The sequence below is a fragment of the Actinomycetota bacterium genome (assembly GCA_004297305.1).
Lineage (GTDB): Bacteria > Actinomycetota > Actinomycetes > S36-B12 > FW305-bin1 > FW305-bin1.
The window spans coordinates 255948-281587 of sequence record SCTR01000007.1 but is presented as its reverse complement, the minus strand read 5'-3'; the positions used below and the strand labels follow the sequence as shown (position 1 = coordinate 281587).

Genomic DNA, 25640 nt, shown 5'->3' with positions numbered 1-25640 from the left:
GGACTGAGGGGCGGTCGGAGGCGGCGGGCCGGGCGGCGCGGGCCCGGGTGTGCTGTGCCGCCTACGATTCGGGCCGTGACTGCCAGCGACGTACGACCTCGCACTGCCCCGGTCGTCGTCGGGCCGGTCACCGCGGCCGTCCGCTGGATCTTCGTCGCGAACCTGGTGGCGCAGATCGCCATCGTGGTCACCGGCGGCGTGGTCCGGCTGACCGGATCGGGACTGGGGTGCCCGACCTGGCCCGCCTGCGTCGAGGGTTCCTACGTCCCGACGAACCGGCCCGAGGTCGGCTGGCACGAGTACATCGAGTTCGGCAATCGGACGCTCACGTTCGTCCTCGGCCTGCTCGCTCTGGCAGCGATCGCCGGGGTCGCCGTCGATGCGCGTCGCCGGCGACGGGCCGGTCTGCCGGCCCGGCCCGCGTTGATCGCCCTGGCCTGCGCACCGCTGCTCGGTTCGGTGGCCCAGGCAGTCCTCGGCGGCATCGTCGTGCTGACCGGGCTGCACCCGACGTTGGTGGCGATGCACCTGCTGGTGTCGATGGTCATCGTGGCGGCCTGTGCGGTGCTGGTCCAGCGAGCCGGTGAGCCCGGCGATCGGCCGGTCGTGGTCGTCGTCGTTCCGGCGGTCCGCTGGTTGGTGCGCGCCACGGTCGTGGTCGCCGCGGTCGTCGTGGTGCTGGGTACGGCGGTCACCGGCAGTGGCCCGCACTCCGGCGACGACGCCGCCGAGCACCGGTTCTCGTTCGACCCCCGGACGGTCGCGTGGCTGCACGCCGACCTCGTGCTGCTGCTGGTCGGCTTGACGATCGGCGTGCTGGTCGCGGCGTACGCCCTCGGCGGACCCGCCCCGCTTCGCCGGCGTGCCTGGCTGTTGGCCGCGGCGCTGCTGGCCAACGGCGCCATCGGCTACACCCAGTACTTCACCGGCCTCCCCTGGGCGCTGGTGGCCTGTCATCTGCTGGGGGCTTCGCTGGTGTGGTTGTGCGTCGTACGGCTCACGCTGGCGACCCGGACGCGCGGGGTCCGGTCGGCCTAGCGAGCGGCCCAGCGCGCGTGCCGCCACCGCAAGGCGTCGGTGACACGGAACGTCGGTACGCCGCCCTCGCAGCGGCAGGTGACCTCGGACCGCGAGTCGTCGGAATCCTGCGGCCGGAAACCGACCCGGACCGCCGAGGCGGACGTCTCGCGATCGGTCAACCGCCAGCCCGGCCGTGGATTCACGGTGCGCAGTGCCGGCCGGTCGCCCTGGCAGGACACCGTGACCGAACCCTGGGTGGTGGTGCGCGACAGCACGATCGTGCGCGGCGTGGCTGACCCGGCCGGGGCTGGGGCGCTCGGCGTGGCCGACGCGGTCGGGCTCCCGCTGGACTGCCCCGGGCCCGGCCCGCTGCTGCCGGACGCACTCGGGCTGGTCGGCTGGCTGGGCGTCGGCACCGGCGAGACGAACGCCCGGGTCGGCGTCGGCGACACGCCCGCCGGGGACTGTGCCGGGCTGCCGGCGGTCGCGGCCGGCGTCGGGGCCGGTCCGGCGCTGGTCGAAGCCGCAGTCGCCCCGGACAACGGTCCCGACGCACCGGGACCGGCGGCCTGGTGATCCTTGCCGGATCCCGGCTCGGACGGGCCGGCTGTCAGCTGCCCGCTGGTGGGTCCGGGGCTCGGCGATCCGTCAGCCGCATCGGTGGCCGCGGCACCCGAGGCGCGCAGGTCCCGGTCGTCGACCATCGGCAGGGGCGAGGGCGGCGGCGCGTCGCCGCGCAGCGCCGCATCGACCTGGGTCCCGGTCAGGACCTGGACCGCGCCGTCGGAGACCGCACCGCGGACGACGCCGACCGCGGCCAGCCCGACCCCGGTCGCCAAGAGGGCACACGCCACCCAGACCGCGAGCAGGGTGGTCGGCCGGCGCACGGCAGCATTCTCCCCGGCCGAGCCGCGCGGACCTGGCTAAGACGTCGATAAGCCGCCGCAAGCTCGCCGGCATGCGGTCGCCGCACCGCGGTGCCCGCACCGCTGTCGCCGCACCGCTGTCGCGGCACTGCCGTCGCCGGTCGTCGGCGGCCCGCGGTCGCAGGCACGGCGATCCCTGACCCGGAGGTACTAGGCCGGCAGGGTTATCGATCCGCGCTGTCATCGACGTGGCGGTGTCGCCGGGATGGCCGCGATGCCCTGTCCCACTACCGTGCTCCCATGGCGTCGCTGCTGCTGGTCGAGGACGATCCCGGCATCCGCAGCGCCCTCATCCGCGCGCTCGGTGAACGTGGCCACGTCGTCACCTCGGCGCCCACCGCCCTCACCGGACTGCAGGCCGCGATGGGCGGTGGCCCGGACCTGGTGATCCTCGATCTGGGTCTGCCGGACCTCGACGGCGTCGAGCTGCTGCGGATGCTCCGGGCGGTCAGCCGGGTCCCGGTGATCGTCGCCACAGCGCGCGACGACGACCCCACCGTGGTGCGCGCGCTGGACGCCGGCGCCGACGACTACGTCGTCAAGCCGTTCTCGGCGGCGACGATGGACGCCCGGGTCCGGGCCGTGCTGCGACGGTCCGGGCCCGAAGCCGAGGAGCGCCTGGTGCTGCGCGTCGGCGGCCTGGTGATCGACGTACCGGCGCGCGAAGCGGTCCTCGACGACCAGGTCCTGGAACTCAGCCCCCGGGAGTTCGACCTGCTGGTGTACCTGGCCGCCCGCCCTGGCGACGTGGTGACCAAACGGGAACTGCTGGCCGAGGTATGGCGGCTGCCGTACGGCGGCGCCGACAAGACCGTCGACGTGCACCTGTCGTGGTTGCGCCGCAAGCTGGGCGAGACGGCCCAGGAGCCGCGGTACCTGCTGACCATCCGCGGGGTCGGCGTGAAGCTCGTCGCGCCAGCGTGACCAGGCGGATCATCCTCACCCTCACGGCGTCCGTGCTGCTCGTCGTGGTCGCGTTCGTGGCGCCGCTGTGGATCTTCATCGGCGAGTTCGCCGTGGACCGGGCGCAGCGCCAGGCGGTGCTGCAGGCCCAATCGCTGGTCTCCGCGGTCAGTGTGGCGCCGCCGGCCGCGGTGGCCGCCACCGTCGACGACTTCGTCGCCTCACACCCGGGCACCGGCTACCAGGTGACGGTGTACCTGTCCGACGGCGCCCGCGTCGGCACCGACCGGCCGGCCGACAGCGTCGTCGGACTGGCCGAACGCGGCGGCGCCTTCTTCGCCGAAGCCGCCGGCGGCCGGGATCTGGTCATCCCCGCCGTGGACGGCGACGGCCGGACGGTCGTGGTCCGGCTGTTCGTCCCCGACGAGTTGTTGTCGCGCAACGTGACCCCGGCCCGGCTCGTCCTGCTGGGACTGGGTGCGGGGTTGCTCGCACTCGCCGTGGTGGTCGGGCTGCTGCTGGCCCGGTCCTTCCTGCGCCCGGTCCGGGCGCTGTCCACGGCAGCCGCCGCACTCGCCTCCGGTGACCTCGGCGCCCGCGTCGCGCCCGAAGGGCCGTCGGAGTTGCAGGCGGTGGCCGTGCAGCTGAATCGGCTGGCGTCGCGGGTCAGCGAGTTGCTGCGCGGCGAGCGCGAGGAGGTCGCCGACCTGGCCCACCGGCTCCGGACGCCGGTCAGCGCGCTGCGGCTGGACGTGGAGGCCATGCGGGACCCCGACGACCGGGAGCGGATCGGCGCCGACGTCGACCGGCTCGAGCGGATGGTCGACGACGTCATCCGCGAAGCGCGCCGCCCGGTCCGGGAAGGTGTCGAGGCCAGCTGTGACGCCGCCGCGGTAGTCCGGGACCGGCTGGAGTTCTGGCGCGTCCTCGCCGAGGACCAGGGACGCTCCGTCGCGTCATCGGTACCCGACGACGCGGTCCCGGTGCGGGCGACTGCCGCGGACCTCGGCGACGCGCTGGATGCTTTGCTGGGCAACGTGTTCTCGCACACCCCGGAAGGGGCGTCGTACGCGGTCACGGTGACAGCGACAGAGCCGACCGGGGCGCTGCTCACCGTCGACGACGAAGGGCCCGGCCTGCCGTCGACCGACGTGGTGGCCCGGGGGCGTTCGGAGAGCGGGTCCACCGGGCTCGGGCTCGACATCGCCCGCCGTACGGCGGAGTCCAGCGGGGGCCGGCTGATCGTCGCGCGCTCACCGATGGGTGGCGCGCGGGTCCGGTTGCTGCTCGGTGGGCCGGCCGTCGGCGGCGAGGCCGACGTCAGAAGTGCAGCAAGGGGTCGATCGCGACGGCGAGGAAGAGCAGCGACAGATACGTGATCGACCAGTGGAACAGCCGCATCGGCCGCAGGTCGGCTTCGCGCCGGCGTACCCGGCCGCGCAGTCCGTGGGCCTCGGCCAGGAACGCTGCACCCAGGACGACCGCGGCCACCGCGTAGCACCAGCCCATCGGCGCGACCGGGATCAACAGCAGTGACATGGCGACCATCGCCCAGCTGTAGCGGACGATCTGCCGGGTGACGACCGACGGCGCGGCGACCACCGGGAGCATCGGCACGCCGGCCGCGGCGTAGTCGGCGCGGAAGCGGAACGACAGCGGCCAGTAGTGCGGCGGCGTCCACAGGAAGATCACACCGAACAGGATGACCGGGGTCAGCGACAGGCTCCCGGTCACCGCGGACCAGCCGATGAGCACCGGCATACAGCCGGCAGCCCCGCCCCAGACGATGTTCTGGGCGGTACGGCGTTTGAGCGTGAGGGTGTAGACGACGACGTAGAAGAAGATGGCCGCCGCCGCCAGCGCCCCGGCCAGCGCGTTGGTGGTCACCGCGAGTTCGACGACGGCGACGACCGACAGTGCGAGGCCGAAGATCAGGGCACCCCGGGGCGACACGAGGCCGGTGACCAGCGGGCGATGACCGGTGCGGACCATGAGCCGGTCGATGTCGCGGTCGAAGTAGCAGTTGAGCGTGTTCGCGCCGCCGGCCGCCAGGGCGCCGCCCACGAGGGTCGCCAGCACGGTCCACAGCGGGGGCAGTCCCCCGGCCGCCAGGACCATCGTCGGCACCGTGGTGACCAGCAGCAGCTCGATGATGCGGGGCTTGGTCAGCGAGACGTAGGCGCGCAGCACGGTGACCGCGCTCCGACCCGCCGGGCGCTCGCCGTCCCCGGGGGCACCTGTGGTGGCACCGGCAGCGGCGACCGGGAGCGGACGCGGGTCGACAGCGGTCACGCGCACCTTCCGGCTTGACCTTGGAGCGAACGGCCTGGCGACGGGAGCCACCGAGCACCCGGAGTCTACTGTCCGCCGGCGGCGTGCCCCGGGCGGTCTGCCGCCGGCCGTCCAGAGTGTCGAACCTGCTGGGCAGCAGGCGGTCTGGCGACGCGGCGACCCGCCGGTCGGCGGTACGCCGGTGCGCCGGGCGCCATCGGGTGACTCGGGTGGCGCGGGCGGCGAGCTTGCCAGCCGCCCGGCGGCGGCCCTGTGCCGGCACTAGGCTCGCGCGCGGCTGCCCGCGCCCGATGCGGGGCCACCCGGTCATGGTCGGCTGGACCGATCTGCGGGGCCGATCGAGCGGCAGATGCGCGGCATTCTCCGGAGGAACGACTGTGACCACGAAGCTGGCCTGGACCGACCTCGACCGCCGGGCGGTCGACACGGTGCGGGTGCTGGCGATGGACGCCGTGCAGAAGGTCGGCAACGGCCACCCGGGTACGGCGATGAGCCTGGCGCCGGCGGCGTACCTGCTCTTCCAGCAGTTCCTGCAGCACGATCCGGCGGACCCGTCCTGGGTCGGCCGGGACCGGTTCGTGCTGTCCAACGGGCACAGCAGCCTGACGCTCTACATCCAGCTCTACCTGTCCGGTTACGGCCTGCAGCTGTCGGACCTGGAGTCGTTCCGCACGTGGGGCAGCCTCACCCCCGGGCATCCCGAGCACGGCCACACCGTCGGCGTCGAGACCACCACCGGACCGCTCGGACAGGGGCTGGCGACTGCGGTCGGGATGGCGATGGCGACCCGGTTCACCCGGGGTCTGCTGGACGCGTCGGCGGCGCCGGGCAGCAGCGTGTTCGACCACACCGTGTGGGTGTTCGCCGGTGACGGGTGCCTGCAGGAAGGCATCACGTCGGAGGCCAGTTCGCTGGCCGGCCACCAGCAGCTGGGCAACCTCGTCGTGCTGTACGACGACAACCACATCTCCATCGAAGGCGACACGGCCGTGTCGTTCAGCGAGGACGTGCTGGCCCGGTACGCCGCCTACGGCTGGGAGGTCCTGCACGTCGACCTGGCCGCCAACGGCGACCTCGACGTCGCCAGCCTCGCCGACGTCCTGAGCACCGCGCAGGCCATCACCGACCGACCGGTGATCATCCGGGTCAGGTCGATCATCGGCTGGCCGGCGCCGACCAAGCAGAACACCGGCGCGGCGCACGGGTCGGCGCTCGGCGACGCCGAAGTGGCCGCCACCAAGAAGATCCTCGGGTTCGATCCCGCCCTCACCTTCCAGGTCGACCCCGCTGTGCTCGAGCACGCCCGGGAGGTCGCGGCGCGCGGCGCGGCGGCTCACGCGGCCTGGGACGAGCGATTCGCCGAGTGGCGCGGCACTCACCCGGACTCCGCGGCGCTGTTCGACCGGCTGGTGGCCGGCGACCTGCCGGCCGGCTGGACCGACGTCCTGCCGAGCTTCCCGGCCGGTACCCCGGTGTCGACCCGCAACGCCTCGGGCAAGGTCATCAACGCGCTGGCGGGCGTGCTGCCGGAACTGTGGGGTGGCTCGGCCGACCTGGCCGAGTCCAACATCACCACCATCGAGGGGGGGATGTCGTTCCTGCCGGAGAGTTCGCGGGTCCCGCAGCGGTCGGCGTACGGGCGGATCCTGCACTTCGGCATCCGTGAGCACGCCATGGGCGCGGTCCTCAATGGCATTGCGCTGCACGGCTTGACGCGGGTGTTCGGCGGGACGTTCTTCGTCTTCTCCGACTACATGCGTGGCGCGGTCCGGATCGCGGCGATCATGCAGACCGACGTCGTCTACGTGTGGACCCACGACTCGATCGGTGTCGGCGAGGACGGGCCGACGCACCAGCCGGTCGAGCACCTGTGGGCACTGCGCGCCATCCCCGGCCTGTCGATCGTGCGGCCGGCGGACGCGAACGAGACCGCCGTGGCCTGGCGGGAGGCGCTGCGCCGCGGCGGCCCGGTGGGCCTGGTGCTGTCCCGGCAGAACCTGCCCACGGTCGACCGCGACCGGCTGGCGTCGGCGGACGGCCTGGCGCGCGGTGCCTACGTGCTGGCCGAGGCCGCGGCCACCGGGCCGCAGGTGATCCTGCTGGCCACCGGATCGGAGGTCTCGGTCGCGCTGGCCGCGCGGGACCTGCTGGAGGACGAGGGCATCGGCACCCGGGTGGTGTCCGCGCCCTGCCTGGAATGGTTCGAGGAGCAGGACGAGGCGTACCGCACCGCGGTGCTGCCCCCGGCGGTGCGCGCCCGGGTCTCGGTCGAAGCCGGGATCGCCCAGGGCTGGTGGAAGTACCTCGGCGACGCCGGCCGCGCCGTCTCGCTGGAGCACTTCGGGGCGTCGGCGGCGGCCGCGACGCTGTTCACCGAGTTCGGCTTCACCCCCGACCGGGTGGTGGCGCAGGCCAAGGAAAGCCTGGCCGCCGCGATCCGGTGAACATCAGGTGACCGCACCGGTCGATCGCGCCGCGACCGCGCACGGCGGTTAGGGTCGAGCCCTTGGGAGGTGCAGCTATGTCCGATCGCCTGCGCACGCTGTCCGACGCCGGGGTCTCGATCTGGCTCGACGATCTGGACCGCGGCCGGTTGCAGTCCGGTGGCCTGGCGGCCCTGGTACGCGACGACTCCGTGGTCGGCGTCACCACCAATCCGACGATCTTCGCCAAGGCCGTCTCGTCCGGTGCCGCCGAGTACGCCGAGCAGCTGGCCGGCCTGGCCGAGCGGGGCGTCAGTGTGGAAGAGGCGGTCCGGGCGCTGACGACGTACGACGTGCGCTGGGCCTGCGACGTGCTGCGCGAGGTGTGGGAGTCCACCGGCGGTGTCGACGGCCGGGTCTCCATCGAGGTCGACCCGCGGCTGGCGCGGCGTACGGCGGCCACCGTCGCGGAGGCCCAGTTCCTGGCGTGGGCGGTCGACCGGCCCAACGCGCTGGTGAAGATCCCGGCCACCCAGGAGGGCCTGCCGGCCATCACCAGCGTGCTCGGTGACGGCATCAGCGTGAACGTGACGTTGATCTTCAGCGTGGAGCGCTACCGCGGCGTCCTGGAGGCGTGGCTCGCCGGGCTGGAACGGGCCGACGCCGCCGGCCACGACCTGGCCACGATCGAGTCGGTCGCCTCCTTCTTCGTCAGCCGGGTCGACACCGAGGTGGACAAGCGGCTGACCGCCCTGGGCACCCCGGAGGCACTGGCGCTCAAGGGTGTCGCGGCCATCGCCAACGCCCGCCACGCGTGGTCGGCGTACCAGGAGGTTCTGGCGTCAGACCGCTGGAAAGCGCTGCAGGACAAGGGGGCTCATCCGCAGCGGCCGCTGTGGGCCTCGACCGGGGTCAAGGATCCGGCGTACCCCGACACCCGCTACGTCGTCGACCTCGTCGTCCCCGGCACCGTCAACACGATGCCGGAGGCCACCCTGCGCGCCGTCGCCGACCACGGCGAGGCCACCGGCGACCAGGTGACGCCCCACCAGGCGGCGGCCGCCGAACAACTGGCCGCGATCGGCCGCGCCGGTGTCGACCTGGCCGACGTCTACCGGGTGCTGGAGGACGAGGGTGTCGAGAAGTTCGACGCGTCCTGGCAGGAGCTCCTGCAGACGGTCGCCAAGGCGCTCGACGAGCGGCGGGGATAGCCGGCGGGCCACCGGCCGGAGGACGACGTGACCAATCCGCTGCGGGATCCGCGCGACCGCCGGTTGCCCCGCGTCGCCGGACCGTGCGGGCTGGTGATGTTCGGCGTGACCGGGGACCTCGCCCGCAAGAAGCTGATGCCGGCGGTCTACGACCTGGCCAATCGGGGGCTGCTGCCGCCCGGCTTCTCGTTCGTCGGCTTCGCCCGCCGTGACTGGGCCGACGAGGACTTCGCCGAGGTGGTCCACGCCGCGGTACGCGAGCACGCCCGGACGCCGTTCCGGGAGGACGTCTGGCGGACGCTGGCGCAGGGAATGCGTTTCGTGGCAGGTGATATCGCCGACGACGGCGCGTACGACGAACTGGCGCGGGTGGTGACCGACCTGGACCGGGTCCGCGGTACCCAGGGCAACCACGCGTTCTACTTGTCGGTGCCGCCGAAGATGTTCCCGGTGGTCATCTCCCAGTTGCGGCGGTCCGGCCTGTCGGCCACCGACGGTCACAACTGGCGGCGCGTGGTCGTGGAGAAGCCGTTCGGCCACGACCTGAACAGTGCGCGCGAACTGAACCGCATCGTCGACGAGGTCTTCCCACCCGGTGCGGTCTTCCGCATCGACCACTACCTGGGGAAGGAGACCGTCCAGAACATGATGGCGATCCGCTTCTCCAACAACCTGTTCGAGCCGGTGTGGAGCAGTCACTACGTCGACAGCGTCCAGATCACGATGGCGGAGGACATCGGTATCGGCGGCAGGGCCGGCTACTACGACGGCATCGGCGCGGCGCGCGACGTGATCCAGAATCATCTGCTCCAGCTGCTGGCGCTCACCGCGATGGAGGAACCGGTCTCGTTCCAGGCCGAGCATGTCCGGCAGGAGAAGGAGAAGGTGCTGTCCGCGGTCGTCCTGCCGCGCGACCTGGCCTCGCACACCTCCCGCGGGCAGTACTGCGAGGGGTGGCAGGGCGGGGTGCCGGTGCTGGGCTACCTGCAGGAGGAGGGCATCCCCGCCGACTCCACCACCGAGACCTTCGCTGCGATCAAGGTCGAGATCGACACTCGCCGCTGGGCGGGCGTGCCGTTCTACCTGCGTACCGGCAAGCGCCTGGGCCGCCGGGTGACCGAAGTCGCGATCATCTTCAAGCGCGCGCCACACCTGCCCTTCGCGGCGACCGCCACCGAGGAACTCGGCCAGAACGCCCTGGTGTTCCGGATCCAGCCGGACGAGGGCGTCACGATGCGGTTCGGCGCCAAGGTTCCCGGGACGGCCATGGAAGTACGCGACGTGTCGATGGACTTCGCGTACGGCGATTCGTTCACCGAGTCCAGCCCCGAGGCGTACGAGCGGCTCATCCTCGACGTCCTGCTGGGAGATCCGCCGCTGTTCCCCCGGCACGAGGAGGTCGAACTGTCGTGGCGCATCCTCGACCCGGTGCTCGACCACTGGGCGAGCAAGGGCCAGCCTGAGCAGTACGCCCCCGGCAACTGGGGACCGGCCTCCGCGCACGACATGCTGGCCCGCGACGGGCGCGTCTGGCGGCGGCCATGACGATCCGGCTCGACGACACCACGGCCGGTGCCGTCCAGTCGGCCATCCAGCGGGAGCGGCAGCGACTGGGGGCCACCGCCACCGGCATGGTGCTGACGCTGCTGATCGTCGCCGACGAGGACTCGCAGGCCGACGCGATGGCCACCGCCGTGGCGTCCGCCCGGGAGCATCCGATGCGGATCCTGGGACTGGTGCCGCGGCCGGGCCGCAGCGGGACGCCGGCGCGGCTCGACGCGGAGATCAGCGTCGGCGGGGACGAGGGTCCCGGCGAGGTGGCGCTGCTGCGGCTGCGCGGGCCACTGGCCAAGCACACCGACAGCGTCGTGGTCCCGCTGCTGCTGCCGGATACCCCGGTGGTCGCCTGGTGGCCGGCGGCCGCGCCCGCCGTGCCGGCCAGCGACCCGATCGGAGCGCTGGCGACCCGCCGGATCACCGACGCCGCCGCCTCGGGGCGGCCGGGCGCAGCGCTGGGCGTGCGGCGGCTGGGCTACCGCCCCGGCGATACCGACCTCGCCTGGACCCGGCTCACCCAGTGGCGCACGTTGCTCGCCGCGGCCCTGGATCAGCCGTACGACCCGATCCTGTCGGCCGAGGTCAGCGCGCAGCGGTCGAATCCCTCGGCGACGCTGCTGGCCGCGTGGCTGCAACGCAGCCTCGGCGTCCCGGTGCGCGCGGTGACCAGCCGCGGGCCGGGGGTCACCGGGGTCACGCTGCAGACCGAGCGGGGGGTCATCGACATCGCCCGGCCCGACGGGCGGCTGGCGACCATCGCTCGGCCCGGCTGGACGGCCCGCGACATCGCGCTGCCGCGCCGGGTCCGGCAGGAGTTGCTCAGCGAGGAACTGCGGCGGCTGGATCCGGACGAGGTGTATGGCGAGACCCTGGACTCGCTGACCGAGCTGGGGGCCGACGAGCCCGCCACGACGGGGGCCAGCGGATGACCGAGCTGGGGGCCGACGAGCCGGCCGCGTCGGGCGCCGGCCGATGAGCGTGCCCGAGGTCGTGGTCTTCCACGACGCCGCCGAGCTGGCCGCAGCGGCGGCCGGCCGGCTCGTCGTGAGCCTCGTCGAGGCGCAGGCGGCGCGCGAGGTCGCCCACGTGGTGCTGACTGGCGGTGGCATCGGTACGGCGACGCTCGCCGCCGTACGCGACACCGCCGCCAGCGACGCCGTCGACTGGAGCCGGGTCGAGGTCTGGTGGGGCGACGAGCGGTTCCTGCCGGCCGGCCATCCGGACCGCAACGAGACCGGCGCGCGCTCGGCGCTGCTGGACCACGTGGGTGTCGCGCCGCAGCGGGTTCACCCGATGCCGGCCAGCGACGGTCCGGACGGTGACGACGTCGCGGCGGCAGCGGCGCGGTACGCCGAGCTCCTGCGGGCCGCCGCGGTCGCGTCGGGCGGCGGCGACCAAGCGCCGGTCCCCCGGTTCGACGTCCTGCTGCTCGGGGTGGGCCCGGATGCCCACGTGGCGTCGCTGTTTCCCGAGCTGCCGGCGTTGCACGACACCCGTTCGGTCTGCGCCGTGCACGGGGCGCCGAAGCCGCCACCGACCCGGATCACGCTGACCGCACCCAGCATCCGGGCAGCCGCGGAGGTCTGGCTGCTGGCCGCCGGTGAGTCGAAGGCCACCGCGATGCGGTTGGCGCTGTCGGCGGACGCCGGCGAGTTCCAGGTGCCGGCGGCCGGCGCGCGGGGCGCCGTGCGGACGCTGGCCCTGCTGGACGCCGCGGCAGCGCGGCTGATCCCGCGGACCCTGCCGCGGCCGGCGTCCCCCTGACCGGGCGCGACCTGCCGCGGCCTGCCTCCCCCTGAGGGGGCGCGACGTCAGGGGCGGACGGCCCGGAGCCGCTCGAGTGCCTCGGTGAGGATCGCCTCGCCGTCGTCGTGGGAGCGTCGCTCCTTCACGTACGCCAGGTGTGTCTTGTACGGCTCGATCTTCGGCGGCGACGGCGGGTTGTGCTCGTCCTGGCCGGCCGGCCAGCCGCAACGCGGGCAGTCCCAGGAGTCCGGGACGGCGGCGTCCGAGGCGAAGCTCGGCCGGGTCTCGTGACCCTTGGCGCACCAGAACGACACCCGGAGCCGGGGTGCGGCATCGCCCCGCTCGGCCTCCCCCATGGGACCGGCACCGACGCGGCTCCCGCGAATTGCGCTTCCACCGGCCACGTCCGGCTCCTCTCCTCGTCGCCGGGCCTCGCCCGGCGGTCGACCTCGACGGCGTTCAGCCGGTGACGTTGGCCTTCAGCAGCAGGCCCAGGGCCACGATGTCGGCGGCCCAGACCAGCCCCACGGCGACCGTGATCCGGTCGAGGTTGCGCTCGGCGACGGAGGAACCGCCGACCGACGTGCTGATCCCGCCACCGAACATGTCCGACAGGCCACCGCCCTTGCCGCGGTGCAGCAGCACCAGCAGCACCAACAGCAGACTGGTGATGACCAGGAGGATTTCCAGCACCACCGTCACTGCAGGCACCCGCTCCCGGTCGTCGTCGGCCGTCGCCGGGCAACTCCCGGCAACGTGGCGAGGATACGCGACACCGGCACCGGATCAGCTCCCCGCGACCAGCTGCTGGAAGCGGCAGATCGCGACGAACTCGGCCGGATCGAGGCTGGCCCCGCCGACCAGCGCCCCGTCGACGTCGGCCTCCGCCATGATCGATGCGACGTTGGACGACTTCACCGAGCCGCCGTACAGGACGCGAACGGCGTCACCGACGCCGGGCCCGAATCGCTCGGCCAGCCGACCGCGGATCGCACCGCACACCTCCTGGGCGTCGGCCGGCGTCGCGACCTCGCCGGTGCCGATGGCCCAGACCGGCTCGTAGGCCACGACGATCGTCGCGGCCTGCTCGGCGGTCGTCTCGGCCAGGGCGGCGTCCAGCTGGGCCAGCGTGTGCGTCACGTGATCGCCGGCCTGCCGCACGTCCAGCCCCTCGCCGACGCAGAGGATCGGGGTGAGGCCGTGACCCAGCGCCGCGGCGACCTTGGCGGCCACCACGGCGTCGTCCTCGCCGTGGTACTGCCGCCGCTCGCTGTGCCCGACCACGACGTACGTGCAGCCGAGCTTGGCCAGCATCGAACCGGAGACCTCGCCGGTGTACGCACCGGACGGGTGACGGGACAGGTCCTGCCCGCCGTACGCGAGGTCGTACTTGTCGCCGGTGACCAGCGTCTGCACCGACCGCAGGTCGGTGAACGGCGGCAGCACCGCGACCTCGACGGCCGCCAGGTCGTCCTTGGACAACGCGTAGGCCAGCTTCTGGACCAAGGCGATGGCCTCGAGGTGGTTCAGGTTCATCTTCCAGTTGCCGGCCATCAGGGGGCGGCGTACGACAGCGGCCACGCGCGTCAGTTCTCCTCGAGCACGGCGATACCGGGCAGGGTCTTGCCTTCGAGGAACTCCAGGCTCGCCCCACCGCCGGTGGAGATGTGGCTGAAGCCGTCCTCGGGCAGGCCGAGCAGCCGTACGGCCGCCGCACTGTCCCCGCCGCCGACGACGGTCGTGCCGTCGACGGCGATGATCGCGACCGCCACCGCCCGGGTGCCCTCGGCGTACGGCGCCAACTCGAACACGCCCATCGGACCGTTCCAGACCACGGTGCGGGCGTCGGCGAGCTTCGCGGTGAACAGGTCGATCGTCGCCGGGCCGATGTCCAGGCCCATCCAGCCGTCGTCGATGTCGGTCACCGGAACCGCCTTGTGCTCGGCGTCGGCGGAGAACGCCGTCGCGACGACGACGTCGACCGGCAACACGAGATCGACACCGCGGTCGGCGGCGGTCTGCAGGAACCCCTTGACCGTGTCGACCTGGTCGGCCTCCAGCAGCGAGGCGCCGACGCCGTGTCCCTGCGCGGCCAGGAAGGTGAAACACATCCCGCCGCCGACCAGCAGCCGGTCGACCCGGTCGAGCAGGTGGGCGATGACGCCGAGCTTGTCCGACACCTTCGAACCGCCGAGGACCACGACGTACGGCCGGTCGGGATCGTCGAGCACCTTGCGGAAGACCGTGACCTCGGCGAACACCAGATCCCCCGCCGCGTTGGGAAGCAGCCGAGGCAGGTCGGTCACGCTCGCCTGCTCGCGGTGCACCACGCCGAACCCGTCGGACACGTACAGGTCGGCCAGATCGGCGTACTCGGCGGCCAGCGCGGCCCGAGCCGCCGGATCCTTGCTGTCCTCGCGCCCGTCGTAGCGCACGTTCTCCAGCAGCAGCACCGTGCCCGGTTGCAGCGCAGCGGCTTTCGCGCGCGCGTCCGGGCCGGTCACGTCGGCCGCCAGGGTCACCGGTACGCCGAGCAGCTCGGCCAGCCGCGCGGCCACCGGTGCCAGCGACAACTCCGGCTTCGGCTGGCCCTTCGGGCGGCCGAGGTGCGCGGCGACGATGACCTTGGCACCGGCGGCGATCAGCCGGGCGATGGTCGGCACGCTGGCCACGATGCGGCCGTCGTCGGTGATGCGGGCGGAGCCGTCCGGTGCGGACTCCAGGGGGACGTTGAGGTCGGCGCGGACGAAGACGGCCTTGCCGGCGACGTCGAGGTCGTCGAGCGAACGCACCCCGGCGCCTAGAGCTTCTCGGCGACGAAGACGGTGATGTCGACCAGCCGGTTGGAGTAGCCCCACTCGTTGTCGTACCAGCCGAGGATCTTCACCAGTTCGCCGGACACGTTGGTCATCGACGCGTCGAAGATGCACGAGGACGGATCGGTGACGATGTCGGCGGAGACGATCGGGTCCTCGGTGTAGGTGAGGATGCCCTTGAGGGGGCCTTCGGCAGCGGCCTTGAACGCCGCGTTGACCGACGCCTTGTCCGCCGGCCGGGTGACCACGGCCGTCAGGTCGGTCGCCGAACCGGTGGGCACCGGCACCCGCATGGAGAAGCCGTCGAGCTTGCCCTTCAGCTCCGGCAGCACCAGGCCGATCGCCTTCGCCGCGCCCGTGGTCGTGGGGATCATCGACAGCGTGGCGGCGCGGGCCCGGCGCAGGTCCGAGTGCGGCGCGTCGTGGATCCGCTGGTCGCCGGTGTACGCGTGGATGGTGGTCATCAGGCCGCGGGCGATCCCGAACTCGTCGTTGAGCACCTTCGCCATCGGGCCCAGACAGTTCGTGGTGCAGGAGGCGTTGGAGATGATCGTGTGCTTCGCCGGGTCGTACTGGTCCTGGTTGACGCCCATGACGATGGTGATGTCCTCGTCGGACGCCGGCGCCGAGATGATGACCTTCTTGGCGCCGCCCTCGACGTGCTTGACCGCCGCGGACGCCTTGGTGAAGAAGCCCGTGGACTCGATGACGATGTCGACCCCGAGGTCGCCCCACGGCAAGGCCGCCGGGTCGCGTTCGGCGAGCACCTTGATCGGGTGACCGTCGACGACGATCGCGTCGTCGGTGTGCTCCACAGTGCCGGGGAACCGGCCCAGGATGCTGTCGTACTTCAGCAGGTGGGCCAGGGTCTTGGTGTCGGTCAGGTCGTTGACGGCCACGACCTCGAGGTCGGCGCCCTGGGCTACCAGGGACCGGAAGTAGTTGCGGCCGATACGGCCGAACCCGTTGATGCCCACGCGGATGGTCACGAATGCTCTCCTGGGTGAGTCGGGGGCGGCGGTCGGCCACCCCGAGGTCGCCGTGACGACCCTACCGAAGGCGGTACGGCGTTCGCCGGGTCACGGAACTTCGAGCATCTCGGGAGTGAGCCCCGACTCCGTGTTGGGGATGCCGAGGTCCTCGGCACGCTTGTCGGCCAGGGCAAGCAGCCGGCGGATCCGGCCGGCGATGGCGTCCTTGGTCATCGGCGGATCGGACAGCGCGCCGAGTTCCTCGAGGCTGGCCTGCTTGTGTTCGATCCGCAGCTGGCCGGCCACGGCCAGGTGGGTGGGGACGTCGTCGCCGAGGATCTCCAGGGCTCGCTGCACCCGGGCACCCGCGGCGACGGCGGCACGCGCGGAGCGGCGCAGGTTCGCGTCGTCGAAGTTGGCCAGCCGGTTGGCGGTCGCGCGGACCTCGCGGCGCATCCGCCGCTCCTCCCAGGCCAGCACCGACTCGTGGGCACCCAGCCGCGTCAGCACCGCGGCGATCGCGTCGCCGTCGCGGATCACCACCCGGTCGACACCGCGGACCTCCCGGGCCTTGGCGGCGATACCCATCCGGCGCGCGGCGCCGACCAGCGCCAGCGCGGCCTCCGGACCGGGGCAGGTGATCTCCAGCGCCGAGGAGCGGCCCGGTTCGGTCAGCGAGCCGTGGGCGAGGAAGGCGCCGCGCCACGCCGCGATCGCGTCGCACACCGACCCGGCCACCACGTGCGGCGGCAGGCCGCGCACCGGCCGGCCGCTGGCGTCCACCAGTCCGGTCTGCCGCGCCAACGCCTCGCCGTCGGCCACTACCCGCACCAGGTAGCGGTTGCCCTTGCGTAGGCCGTTGGGGTGCACCACCGCAAGGTCACTGGTCTGGCCGAACACCTCGCCGATGTCCTTGCGCAGCCGGCGGGCGGTCGCCCCGGTGTCGACCTCGGCCTCGATGACGATGCGGCCGCCCACGATGTGAAGACCGCCGGCGAAGCGAAGCACCGCGGAGACCTCGGCCTTGCGGCAGCAGGGCTTGGTGATCTCGAGGCGGCTCAGTTCGTCCTTCACCGTCGACGTCATCGCCATGGCGCGATCCTGCCACGGTCGAGCACGTCACCGAATGCGGCGGCGAGCAGATCCGGGTCGTGACGGGACGCGTCGCGGGAGTCGGCCAGTCGCTCCAGCACCAGCGTCGCCCCGACCCCGCTGCAGGCGGCCTGCAGGGCCGCGACATCGGGCACCTGGGCGCGGTCGGCCAGCACGGTGTCGATCTTGACGTCGGGAAACTGGGCGGCCAGGACCTCCAGGTGGGTCTCCGGGGCGAAGCCGGACGTCTCTCCCACCTGTTCACCCAGGTTGAGCACCAGGATCCGCGTGGCGGTCGACCGGACGAGCGCCTCGCCGATCTCCGGCACCAGCAGGTGCGGCAGCACGCTGGTGAACCAGGAGCCCGGGCCCAGCACCACGACGTCGGCCTGCTCCACCGCCTGGACAGCTTCCGGGCAGCCGGGCGGCCGGTCCGGTTGCAGCCGCAACGCCACGACCTCGCCCGCGGTGGTCGCGACCTGCACCTGACCGCGGACCTCGACCACCTCGGCCGGCCGATCCGGCCGCGTGCCGCGGACGTCGGCCACGATCTCCAGCGGCACCGTGGACAGCGGCAGGACGCGGCCGTGGGCGCCGAGCAGCGCGGCGACCCAGTCCAGACCGGCGACCGGGTCTGCGGTCTGCTCCCACAACGCGGTGATGAGCAGGTTGCCCAGCGAATGGCCGGCGAGGTCGCCGTCACCGGTGAACCGGTGCTGCACGACGCGGGCCCAGGTCCGCCCCCACGAGTCGTCGCCGCACAGCGCCGCCAGCGCCATCCGCAGGTCGCCTGGGGGCAGCACCCCGAACTCCTCGCGCAGCCGGCCGCTGGAACCGCCGTTGTCGGCGACGCCGACCACGGCGGTCAGCCGGTCGGTGACGCGGCGCAGCGCCCGCAGACTGACCGCGAGGCCGTGCCCGCCGCCGAGCGCCACGACACGGGGTCCCGAGCCAGGCGCGTCGCGGTGGGTCCGCGCGCTCACTCCGTCCCCAGATCGCGGTGCAGCACCAGCGTTTCCACGCCGGCCTTGACCAGCCGTACGGCGAGGTTCTCGGCCATCGCGACGCTGCGGTGCTTGCCACCGGTGCACCCGACGGCGACGGTCACGTACCGCTTGCCTTCCCGCAGATAGCCGTCGGCGACGAGGTCGAGCAGTTGCGTGTACCGGTCCAGGAACATCCGGGCAGCCGGGTCGTCGAGGACGTAGTCGTTGACGTCGGCGTCCAGGCCGGTGTGGGGCCGCAACTGCGGGACCCAGTGCGGGTTGGGCAGGAAGCGGACGTCGGCCACCAGGTCGGCGTCGACCGGGATGCCGTACTTGAAGCCGAACGAGATGACGGTGGCGCGCAACTGGATCCGCTCGACGTCGTGGAACGCGGCGTCCACCTTGCGGCGCAGGTCGTGGACGTTCAGCGTCGAGGTGTCGATCACGAGGTCCGCCGAGCCGCGCAGCTCGGCCACCAGGCTGCGCTCGATGGCGAGACCGTCGAGCAGCCTGCCATTGCCCTGCAACGGATGCGGCCGTCGGCTGCTCTCGAACCGCCGGACCAGGACCTCGTCGGCGGCCTCCAGGAACAGGATCCGCAGGTCGACCTGGCGGGCCCTGACCCCGTCCAGCGCGTGCTGCAGCGCGTCGAAGAACACCCCCCCGCGGGCGTCGACCACGACTGCGAGCCGGGCCACGTCGCTGCGGGTGGCCATGAGGTCGACCAGGGTCGTCAGCATCGACGGCGGCAGGTTGTCCACGACGAACCAGCCGAGGTCCTCCAGCGCCCGGGCCGCGGTGCTGCGGCCGGCACCGGACATCCCGGTGAGCAGCACGAGTTCGAGGTCGGGCGCGGTCACGATCCTGCTCCGGTCACCGGGTGCACCCGGTCATCGTCGCCGAGGACCTCGCCGGTCGTCAGGTTGACGGCCCGGTCGGGTGACGCGTCGGTCAGAGCGGCCAGGACGGCGGTCGCCGTGGCCGGACCGACTCCGGGGACCGCGGCGATCTGCGCCACCGATGCCTGCCGGAGCCGTCGCAGCGAACCGAACTCCCGCAGCAGGGCCGCCTTGCGGACCGACCCGAGACCCGGGATGTCGTCCAGCACGCTGCGGGTGAGCCGGGCCGATCGGCGCTGCCGGTGGTAGGCGATGGCGAACCGGTGCGCCTCATCCCGGACCCGTTGCAGCAGATACAGACCTTCACTGGACCGCGGCAGCACGATCGGGTCCGCCTCACCGGGCAGCCATACCTCCTCCAGCCGCTTGGCCAGGCCGCACACCGCGATGTCGTCGATGCCGAGTGCGTCCATCGCGCGACGCGCGGCGGCTACCTGGGGCGGGCCGCCGTCGACGACGACCAGCTGGGGCGGGTAGGCGAACTTGCGAGGCCGGCCGCTGTCGGCGTCCAGCCCGAAGTCGGGGCCGCCGTCGTCGGACTGCTCCTCGAGGTAGCGCCGGAACCGGCGGGTCAGCACCTCCGCGAGCGCCCGGACGTCGTCCTGGCCCTCGACGTTCTTGATCGCGAACCGGCGGTACTCGGACTTGCGTGCCAGGCCGTCCTCGAACACCACCATCGACGCCACGACGTCGGTGCCCTGCAGGTTGGACACGTCGTAGCACTCGATCCGCAGGGGCGCCTCTCGCAGGTCCAGCGCTTCCTGCAGTTCCTGCAATGCCTGGCTGCGAGCCGTGAGGTCGCCGGCGCGCTTGGTCTTGTGCAGCGTCAACGCCTGGGATGCGTTGCGCGCCACCGTTTCCAGCAGGGCACGCTTGTCGCCCCGCTGCGGTACTCGCAGGTCGACGTGCGAGCCGCGCAGGCTGTCCAGCCAGGCGCCGGCCAGGGCCGGGTCGCCGGGGAGCTGCGAGACCAGCACCTCCCGCGGGACCGGCTCGCCGGCCGGTCCGCCGTACAGCTGCTGCAACAGGTCCTCGACCAGGTCGCCGGCGTCGACGTCCTCGACCTTCTCCACGACGAAGCCGCGCTGTCCGGTCACCCGGCCGCCCCGGACGTGGAAGACCTGGACCGCGGCCTCCAAGGGGTCGTCGGCCAGGGCGATGACGTCGGCGTCGGTGCCGTCGCCGAACACCACCGCGGTGCGTTCCAGGGCCCGGTCGAGCGCCTTGAGGTCGTCGCGCAGCCGCGCGGCCCGCTCGTAGTCGAGTTCGGCTGCGGCCTCACGCATCTGTCGTTCGATCCGCCGCAGGTAGGTGGCGGTGTTGCCGGCCAGGAAGGCGCAGAAGTCCTCCGCCAGGGCGCGATGGTCCGCCTCACTGATCCGCTCCACGCACGGCGCACTGCACTTGCCGATGTAGCCCAGCAGGCAGGGCCGGCCGACCTGCGCGGCGCGCTTGAACACCCCGGCCGAACAGGTCCGGACGGGGAAGACCCGCAGCAGCAGGTCGACGGTCTCCCGGATCGCCCAGGCGTGCGCGTACGGGCCGAAGTAGCGCACCCCGGGCCGTTTGGCTCCCCGCATCACGGTCACCCGGGGCACCGGCTCGCCGAGGGTCACCGCGAGGTAGGGATAGGACTTGTCGTCGCGGTACCGGACGTTGAACCGGGGGTCGTACTCCTTGATCCAGGAGTACTCCAGCTGCAGCGCCTCCACCTCGGTGTCGACGACGACCCAGTCCACCGCCGCAGCTGTGGTGACCATGGCCTGGGTGCGCGGGTGCAGCGTCGCCGGCTCGGCGAAGTACGACGACAGCCGCTGCCGCAGGCTCTTGGCCTTCCCGACGTACACCACCCGGCCGCGAGGGTCCCGAAAGCGGTAGACCCCCGGGGCGTCCGGGATCGTCCCCGGCGCCGGTCGGTAGCTCGAAGGGTCGGCCACTCCGAAACCCTACTGAGCACGTCGGACAGCGACGCCCGACGAGGTGACCGGCCTGGCCGACGAACCCGGTTCAGCTGCTGGTGCGTGACGTCTGCCGCGTCGGGGGCGGCTACTGCTTGACGACCTGACCGCCGGATACGGCCACCGCGATCTCCGCCAGAGCGCGGGGGGCCGGGCCCATCACGACCGCGCCGGTGGCCGCGTCGTAGCGGGATCCGTGATGCAGGCAGATGATCTGGCCGTCCTGCACGCGGCCGACCGTGAACCCCTGGTGCGTGCACACCGCGGTGAAGGCCTTGATCGTCCCGGCGGTCGGCTGCGTGACGACGATCTCGGCGTCGGTGAGCACGACCCCACCGCCGACCGGGACGTCGGCCACCGCGACCAGTCCTTTCGCCGTCGCCGTTGCCGGTCCGCTCGACGTGGTCCCCGACGACGATGTGGCACCCGCCGAGGACGGGGACCTGCTCGAGCCGGCCGAACTCGAGGCCGCTGAACTCGAGGCCGCCGAACTCGAGGACGCGGGGCCGGCCGCGGTCGAGCCGCCGCACGCGGCGAGCGCGCCGGTGGCGCAGACGCCGCAGACCCCGGCCAGCACGGCGCGGCGTGACACGCCCCCGGTGGCGGCCGGTGGGAGCGGCGGAGCGGGCGGCGCTGTCGACGGTGCGGTCACCGGTCCTCCTGGAATCGTCGGACGTGCTGCGGTAATCGTCGGACGTGCTGCGGTGGGCGGAGCGGCTAGGCCACCGGTCGCGCCCGGCGCTTGCGTGCCGCGGTGCGCCCGGCCGGTCGTGTCGCCGCTGGCCGTGTCGCCGCGGCGGCGGGCCGGTCGGCCAGCGAGTCGCGGAGAAACGATCCCGTGTGACTGGAGCCGACGAGTGCGACCTGCTCCGGAGTTCCCGTCGCCACCACGAGTCCTCCCCCGGAGCCGCCCTCCGGGCCCATGTCGACAATCCAGTCCGCAGTCTTGATCACGTCGAGATTGTGCTCGATGACGATCACGGTGTTGCCGGCGTCGACGAGCCGGCCCAGCACGCCGAGCAGTTTGCGGATGTCCTCGAAGTGCAGCCCGGTGGTGGGTTCGTCGAGCACGTAGACGGTCCGGCCGGTCGACCGCTTCTGCAGTTCGGCGGACAGCTTCACCCGCTGCGCCTCGCCGCCGGACAGCGTCGGTGCCGACTGCCCCATCCGGACGTAACCCAGCCCGACCTCGACCAGGGTCCGCAGATGACGGGCGATCGGCGGGATGTGTTCGAAGAAGTCCAGGGCCTCCTCGATGGGCATGTCGAGGACCTCGGAGATCGTGCGGCCCTTGTAGTGCACCTCGAGGGTCTCGCGGTTGTAACGGGCGCCGTGGCAGACCTCGCACGGCACGTAGACGTCCGGCAAGAAGTTCATCTCGATCTTGATCGTGCCGTCGCCGGCGCAGGCCTCGCAGCGGCCGCCCTTGACGTTGAAGGAGAACCGGCCGGGCAGGTAGCCGCGGACCTTGGCCTCCTGGGTCTCGGCGAACAGCCGCCGGATGTGGTCGAAGACGCCGGTGTACGTCGCCGGGTTGGATCGCGGCGTACGGCCGATCGGGCTCTGGTCGACGTGGACCACCTTGTCCACGTGCTGCAGTCCGGTCACGCGGGTATGGCGGCCCGGCACCGTGCGGGCGCCGTTGAGCTCCCGCGCCAGGACGTTGTAGAGCACGTCGTTGACCAGGGTGGACTTCCCCGACCCGCTCACCCCGGTGACCGCGACGAAGCAGCCGAGCGGGAGTTCGACGTCGATGTCGCGCAGGTTGTGCTCCCGCGCGCCCTTGATCGCGAGGCTGCGCCCGGGGGTCGGCGGCCGGCGTACGGCGGGTACCTCGATCGACCTCCGGCCGCTGAGGTAGTCGCCGGTGAGCGAGCCGGTGGCGGCCAGCAGATCGTCGACGGTGCCGCTCACCACGACCTGCCCGCCGTGCTCGCCGGCGCCGGGCCCAATGTCGACGATCCAGTCGGCAGCGCGGATGGTGTCCTCGTCGTGTTCGACCACGATCAGCGTGTTCCCGATGTCGCGCAGCCGGATCAGCGTCTCGATGAGCCGCCGGTTGTCACGCTGGTGCAGGCCGATGCTCGGTTCGTCCAGGACGTACAGCACGCCGACCAGCCCGGAGCCGATCTGGGTTGCCAACCGGATCCGCTGCGCCTCGCCGCCGGCGAGGGTGCCCGCCGCCCGGTCGAGGGTCAGGTAGTGCAGGCCCACGTCGACGAGGAACCGCAGCCGCTCGTGGACCTCCTTGAGGACCCGTTCGGCGATCTGCTTCTCCCGGGTGCTCAGGTCCAGGTCACCCAGGAACTGCGAGCACTCGCCGATCGGCAGCGCCGCGACCTGCGCGATCGAGCGACCGCCGATGGTGACCGCGAGGCTGATCGGCTTCAGCCGCGATCCCCCGCAGGCGGGGCAGGGCACCTCCCGCATGAACCCCTCGACCCGTTCCCTGCTGGTGTCGGACTCCGCCTCGGCGTACCGGCGGGTCAGGAACGGGATCACGCCCTCGAACGACGTGTAGTACGACCGCTCCCGGCCGTACCGGTTGCGGTAGCGGACGTGCACCTGGGTGGAGTGCCCGTGCAGCACGGCCTTGCGGACCTTGGCCGGCAACTGTCGCCACGGGGTTGCCAGGTCCGCACCCAGGTCGTCGCACAGCGCTTCGAGCAGACGTCCGAAGTACTCCGCGGTCGCTCCGCTCGACCACGGCGCGATGGCCCCGTCGAGCAGACTGCGGTCCGGGTCCGGGACGACAAGGTCCGGGTCGACCTCCATCCGCATCCCCAGCCCGGTGCACTCCGGGCACGCCCCGAACGGGGAGTTGAACGAGAACGACCGCGGTTCGAGCTCCTCGAAGGACAGGTCGTCGTAGAGGCAGGCCAGGTGCTCGCTGAACATCCGTTCGCGGTGCGGGTCGTCGTCGGGCAGGTCGACGAAGTCCAGCGTGACCAGTCCGCCGGACAGTCGTAGCGCCGTCTCGACGGAGTCGGTGAGCCGTTGCCGCGCATCGGGTTTGACGGCCAATCGGTCGACCACGACCTCGATGGTGTGCTTCTCCTGCTTGCGCAGCCGGGGCGGGTCGGCCAGCGGATGAACCGTGCCGTCGACGCGCGCGCGTGAATAGCCTTGGGCCTGCAGGCTGCGGAAGAGCTCGGCGTACTCGCCCTTGCGTTCCCGGACCACCGGGGCCAGCACCTGAAAGCGTGCGCCTTCGTCCAGCTCAAGGACCCGGTCGACGATCTGCTGCGGCGTCTGGCGGGCGATGGGCCGACCGCAGATCGGGCAGTGCGGGTGACCGATCCGGGCGTAGAGCAGCCGCAGATAGTCGTAGACCTCGGTGATCGTGCCGACCGTCGAGCGCGGGTTGCGCGACGTCGACTTCTGGTCGATCGAGACCGCCGGCGACAGGCCGTCGATGAAGTCGACGTCGGGCTTGTCCATCTGGCCGAGGAACTGCCGGGCGTACGCCGACAGGCTCTCGACGTACCGGCGCTGGCCCTCGGCGAAGATGGTGTCGAACGCGAGGCTGGACTTGCCCGAGCCGGACAGTCCGGTGAAGACCACCAGGGCATCCCGGGGCAGATCGAGGCCCACGTCCTTGAGGTTGTGCTCGCGGGCGCCACGGACGACGAGGCGGTCAGCCACAGGGGTTCCTTGTCGGGCTCGGGGGGAAGCTCGTGGGTGCGGTGGGACTCGGTGGGTGCGGCCGCGCGGCTGGCGGGAAGCAGACCCGTCGCGGCCACGCCAAGGCTAACCGCGGGGTCCGACAGCGGCCGGCCGGTCGCCAGGACAGCGGGTAGCCTGCCGCAGGTGACGTACCACGGTGCCGTCCACGTCGGCGGGCCTGCACAGGTCCGGGAGTTGACCGCGCTGACGGTCTCCAAACTGGCCGTCGGACCGTACGACAACAACGTCTACCTGCTGCGCTGCCGGGATTCCGGCGACCAGCTGCTCATCGACGCCGCGGCCGAGCCCGGCCGGGTACTGGACCTGATCGGCGCGGGTGGCCTCGCGACGGTCGTGACGACCCACCGGCACCCGGACCACTGGCAGGCCCTCGCGCCGGTCGTCGCCGCTACCGGCGCCCGCACGGTGGCCCATCCCGTCGATGCTCCCGAGATCCCGGTCGCGACCCGGACGGAGGTGCGCGACGGCGACGAGATCGCGGTGGGCGCCGTCACCCTGCGGGTGATCCACCTGACCGGCCATACCCCGGGCTCGATCGCCCTGGTGTACGACGACCCGACGGGGCACCCGCACGTCTTCACCGGCGACTGCCTGTTCCCGGGCGGCGTGGGGCGCACCACGAACCCCGCCGAGTTCGCGTCGTTGTACGACGGCGTGGTCGCCCGGCTGTTCGACGCGTTGCCGGACGAGACCTGGGTGTACCCCGGCCACGGCAACGACACGACGCTGGGCGCCGAGCGTCCGCACCTGGCGCAGTGGCGCGAGCGGGGCTGGTGAGCGACCCGGCGGCGACGGATCCGCGGGCCCGGCTGGACGCGGCGATCGCCGCGGTCCGCTCCGACGTCGTCGCCCGGCAGCGCGAGGTCGACGGCATCGTCGAGGCCGCGCGCGACTCGAACGCCGACGACGAGCACGATCCGGAGGGCGCGACGATCGCCTTCGAGCGCGAGCAAGCCCGAGCGCAGCTGGACCTCTCCCGGACGCGGCTGGCCGAGCTGGACCGGGCCGTCGAGCGGCTCAGGGCGGGTCACTACGGGGTCTGCGAGACCTGTCGGCAGCCCATCGCCGCCGACCGCCTTATCGCCCGGCCGGAAGCCCGGCAGTGTGTGGCCTGTGCCAGCAGAGCAGCGGGGCGCTGAGGCCCTCCCGACTC

23 protein-coding genes are annotated in these 25640 nt (G+C 72.6%); 10 read left to right on the top strand and 13 right to left on the bottom strand.

All coding sequences use genetic code 11. The features are described 5' to 3' along the window. The first annotated feature begins 75 nt into the window (after positions 1 to 75). A complete protein-coding gene (locus tag EPO13_06960) occupies positions 76 to 1038 on the top strand; it encodes a heme A synthase (GenBank protein ID TAK69599.1) in 963 nt (320 codons plus the stop codon). Here EPO13_06960 and EPO13_06955 read toward each other — a convergent pair. Then, on the bottom strand, positions 1035 to 1907 hold the full coding sequence (locus EPO13_06955) for a hypothetical protein (GenBank protein TAK69598.1): 873 nt from the start codon (positions 1905 to 1907) through the stop codon (positions 1035 to 1037). The genes EPO13_06960 and EPO13_06955 overlap by 4 nt on opposite strands. Positions 1908 to 2186: 279 nt before the next feature. Here EPO13_06955 and EPO13_06950 point away from each other — a divergent pair, with 279 nt between their 5' ends. Further along, positions 2187 to 2870 carry a response regulator transcription factor gene (locus tag EPO13_06950; GenBank protein ID TAK69597.1) on the top strand — a complete coding sequence of 228 codons (684 nt, stop codon included), beginning with the start codon at positions 2187 to 2189 and terminating at the stop codon, positions 2868 to 2870. Then, positions 2867 to 4228: a HAMP domain-containing histidine kinase gene (locus EPO13_06945; protein ID TAK69596.1), complete on the top strand. Its 1362-nt coding sequence runs from the start codon at positions 2867 to 2869 to the stop codon at positions 4226 to 4228. The genes EPO13_06950 and EPO13_06945 overlap by 4 nt, the downstream gene beginning before the upstream one ends. Here the strand turns inward: EPO13_06945 and EPO13_06940 are convergent. After that, the gene (locus EPO13_06940) at positions 4170 to 5147 is read right to left on the bottom strand and encodes a protoheme IX farnesyltransferase (protein TAK69595.1); all 978 of its coding nucleotides are present in this window, start codon (positions 5145 to 5147) and stop codon (positions 4170 to 4172) included. The genes EPO13_06945 and EPO13_06940 overlap by 59 nt on opposite strands. Positions 5148 to 5449: 302 nt before the next feature. Here EPO13_06940 and EPO13_06935 point away from each other — a divergent pair, with 302 nt between their 5' ends. The 5 genes from EPO13_06935 to pgl all read left to right on the top strand — a co-directional run bounded on the left by EPO13_06935 (position 5450) and on the right by pgl (position 12096). After that, on the top strand, positions 5450 to 7585 hold the full coding sequence (locus EPO13_06935) for a transketolase (protein TAK69763.1): 2136 nt from the start codon (positions 5450 to 5452) through the stop codon (positions 7583 to 7585). Positions 7586 to 7662: 77 nt separating this feature from the next. Continuing rightward, the gene (gene tal / locus EPO13_06930) at positions 7663 to 8775 is read left to right on the top strand and encodes a transaldolase (GenBank protein TAK69594.1); all 1113 of its coding nucleotides are present in this window, start codon (positions 7663 to 7665) and stop codon (positions 8773 to 8775) included. A gap of 27 nt (positions 8776 to 8802) precedes the next feature. Beyond that, positions 8803 to 10320 (top strand): glucose-6-phosphate dehydrogenase, encoded by a 1518-nt coding sequence (locus EPO13_06925; protein ID TAK69593.1) that lies wholly within the window; start codon positions 8803 to 8805, stop codon positions 10318 to 10320. Next, entirely contained in the window at positions 10317 to 11261 is a 945-nt protein-coding gene (locus EPO13_06920) for an oxidoreductase (protein TAK69592.1), read from the top strand. The genes EPO13_06925 and EPO13_06920 overlap by 4 nt, the downstream gene beginning before the upstream one ends. 43 nt (positions 11262 to 11304) lie before the next feature. Continuing rightward, positions 11305 to 12096: a 6-phosphogluconolactonase gene (gene pgl / locus EPO13_06915; protein TAK69591.1), complete on the top strand. Its 792-nt coding sequence runs from the start codon at positions 11305 to 11307 to the stop codon at positions 12094 to 12096. A gap of 47 nt (positions 12097 to 12143) precedes the next feature. On the opposite strand, the gene EPO13_06910 is transcribed toward pgl, so the two are convergent. From EPO13_06910 to uvrA, 11 genes are all read right to left on the bottom strand, one after another. Then, positions 12144 to 12482: an RNA polymerase-binding protein RbpA gene (locus tag EPO13_06910; protein TAK69590.1), complete on the bottom strand. Its 339-nt coding sequence runs from the start codon at positions 12480 to 12482 to the stop codon at positions 12144 to 12146. A gap of 55 nt (positions 12483 to 12537) precedes the next feature. Further along, on the bottom strand, positions 12538 to 12789 hold the full coding sequence (gene secG, locus EPO13_06905) for a preprotein translocase subunit SecG (GenBank protein TAK69589.1): 252 nt from the start codon (positions 12787 to 12789) through the stop codon (positions 12538 to 12540). A gap of 75 nt (positions 12790 to 12864) precedes the next feature. Further along, positions 12865 to 13632: a triose-phosphate isomerase gene (locus EPO13_06900; protein ID TAK69762.1), complete on the bottom strand. Its 768-nt coding sequence runs from the start codon at positions 13630 to 13632 to the stop codon at positions 12865 to 12867. Between the two features lie 32 nt (positions 13633 to 13664). Next, on the bottom strand, positions 13665 to 14870 hold the full coding sequence (locus EPO13_06895; protein TAK69588.1) for a phosphoglycerate kinase: 1206 nt from the start codon (positions 14868 to 14870) through the stop codon (positions 13665 to 13667). Between the two features lie 8 nt (positions 14871 to 14878). Next, a complete protein-coding gene (gap, locus tag EPO13_06890; protein TAK69587.1) occupies positions 14879 to 15883 on the bottom strand; it encodes a type I glyceraldehyde-3-phosphate dehydrogenase in 1005 nt (334 codons plus the stop codon). 90 nt (positions 15884 to 15973) lie between these two features. Beyond that, on the bottom strand, positions 15974 to 16957 hold the full coding sequence (gene whiA / locus EPO13_06885) for a DNA-binding protein WhiA (protein TAK69586.1): 984 nt from the start codon (positions 16955 to 16957) through the stop codon (positions 15974 to 15976). Continuing rightward, positions 16948 to 17940, bottom strand: coding sequence for a uridine diphosphate-N-acetylglucosamine-binding protein YvcK (yvcK, locus tag EPO13_06880; protein TAK69585.1), 993 nt, complete (start codon positions 17938 to 17940; stop codon positions 16948 to 16950). Before yvcK ends, whiA begins: the two co-directional genes overlap by 10 nt. Then, complete coding sequence (gene rapZ, locus EPO13_06875; GenBank protein TAK69761.1) at positions 17937 to 18764, bottom strand: RNase adapter RapZ; 828 nt, start codon at positions 18762 to 18764, stop codon at positions 17937 to 17939. The genes yvcK and rapZ overlap by 4 nt, the downstream gene beginning before the upstream one ends. Before the next feature lie 35 nt (positions 18765 to 18799). Beyond that, entirely contained in the window at positions 18800 to 20779 is a 1980-nt protein-coding gene (gene uvrC, locus EPO13_06870; protein ID TAK69584.1) for an excinuclease ABC subunit UvrC, read from the bottom strand. A gap of 109 nt (positions 20780 to 20888) precedes the next feature. Beyond that, positions 20889 to 21377, bottom strand: a complete 489-nt coding sequence (locus EPO13_06865; GenBank protein ID TAK69760.1) for a Rieske (2Fe-2S) protein — start codon at positions 21375 to 21377, stop codon at positions 20889 to 20891. Positions 21378 to 21517: 140 nt separating this feature from the next. Then, positions 21518 to 24445: an excinuclease ABC subunit UvrA gene (gene uvrA / locus EPO13_06860; GenBank protein TAK69583.1), complete on the bottom strand. Its 2928-nt coding sequence runs from the start codon at positions 24443 to 24445 to the stop codon at positions 21518 to 21520. A gap of 165 nt (positions 24446 to 24610) precedes the next feature. Between uvrA and EPO13_06855 the strand changes: the two genes are divergently transcribed. Continuing rightward, positions 24611 to 25264 carry an MBL fold metallo-hydrolase gene (locus EPO13_06855; GenBank protein TAK69582.1) on the top strand — a complete coding sequence of 218 codons (654 nt, stop codon included), beginning with the start codon at positions 24611 to 24613 and terminating at the stop codon, positions 25262 to 25264. Further along, entirely contained in the window at positions 25261 to 25626 is a 366-nt protein-coding gene (locus EPO13_06850) for a TraR/DksA family transcriptional regulator (protein TAK69581.1), read from the top strand. Before EPO13_06855 ends, EPO13_06850 begins: the two co-directional genes overlap by 4 nt. The last annotated feature ends 14 nt before the right edge of the window (positions 25627 to 25640 follow it).

Excerpts from the sequence above, each read along its gene's own strand:
- whiA (TAK69586.1), bottom strand. The coding sequence starts at position 16,957 with ATGGCGATGACGTCGACGGTGAAGGACGAACTGAGCCGCCTCGAGATC.
- EPO13_06900 (TAK69762.1), bottom strand. The coding sequence starts at position 13,632 with ATGGCCGGCAACTGGAAGATGAACCTGAACCACCTCGAGGCCATCGCC.
- tal (TAK69594.1), top strand. The coding sequence starts at position 7,663 with ATGTCCGATCGCCTGCGCACGCTGTCCGACGCCGGGGTCTCGATCTGG.
- EPO13_06920 (TAK69592.1), top strand. The coding sequence starts at position 10,317 with ATGACGATCCGGCTCGACGACACCACGGCCGGTGCCGTCCAGTCGGCC.
- rapZ (TAK69761.1), bottom strand. The coding sequence starts at position 18,764 with ATGTCCGGTGCCGGCCGCAGCACCGCGGCCCGGGCGCTGGAGGACCTC.
- pgl (TAK69591.1), top strand. The coding sequence starts at position 11,305 with ATGAGCGTGCCCGAGGTCGTGGTCTTCCACGACGCCGCCGAGCTGGCC.
- EPO13_06950 (TAK69597.1), top strand. The coding sequence starts at position 2,187 with ATGGCGTCGCTGCTGCTGGTCGAGGACGATCCCGGCATCCGCAGCGCC.
- EPO13_06935 (TAK69763.1), top strand. The coding sequence starts at position 5,450 with ATGGTCGGCTGGACCGATCTGCGGGGCCGATCGAGCGGCAGATGCGCG.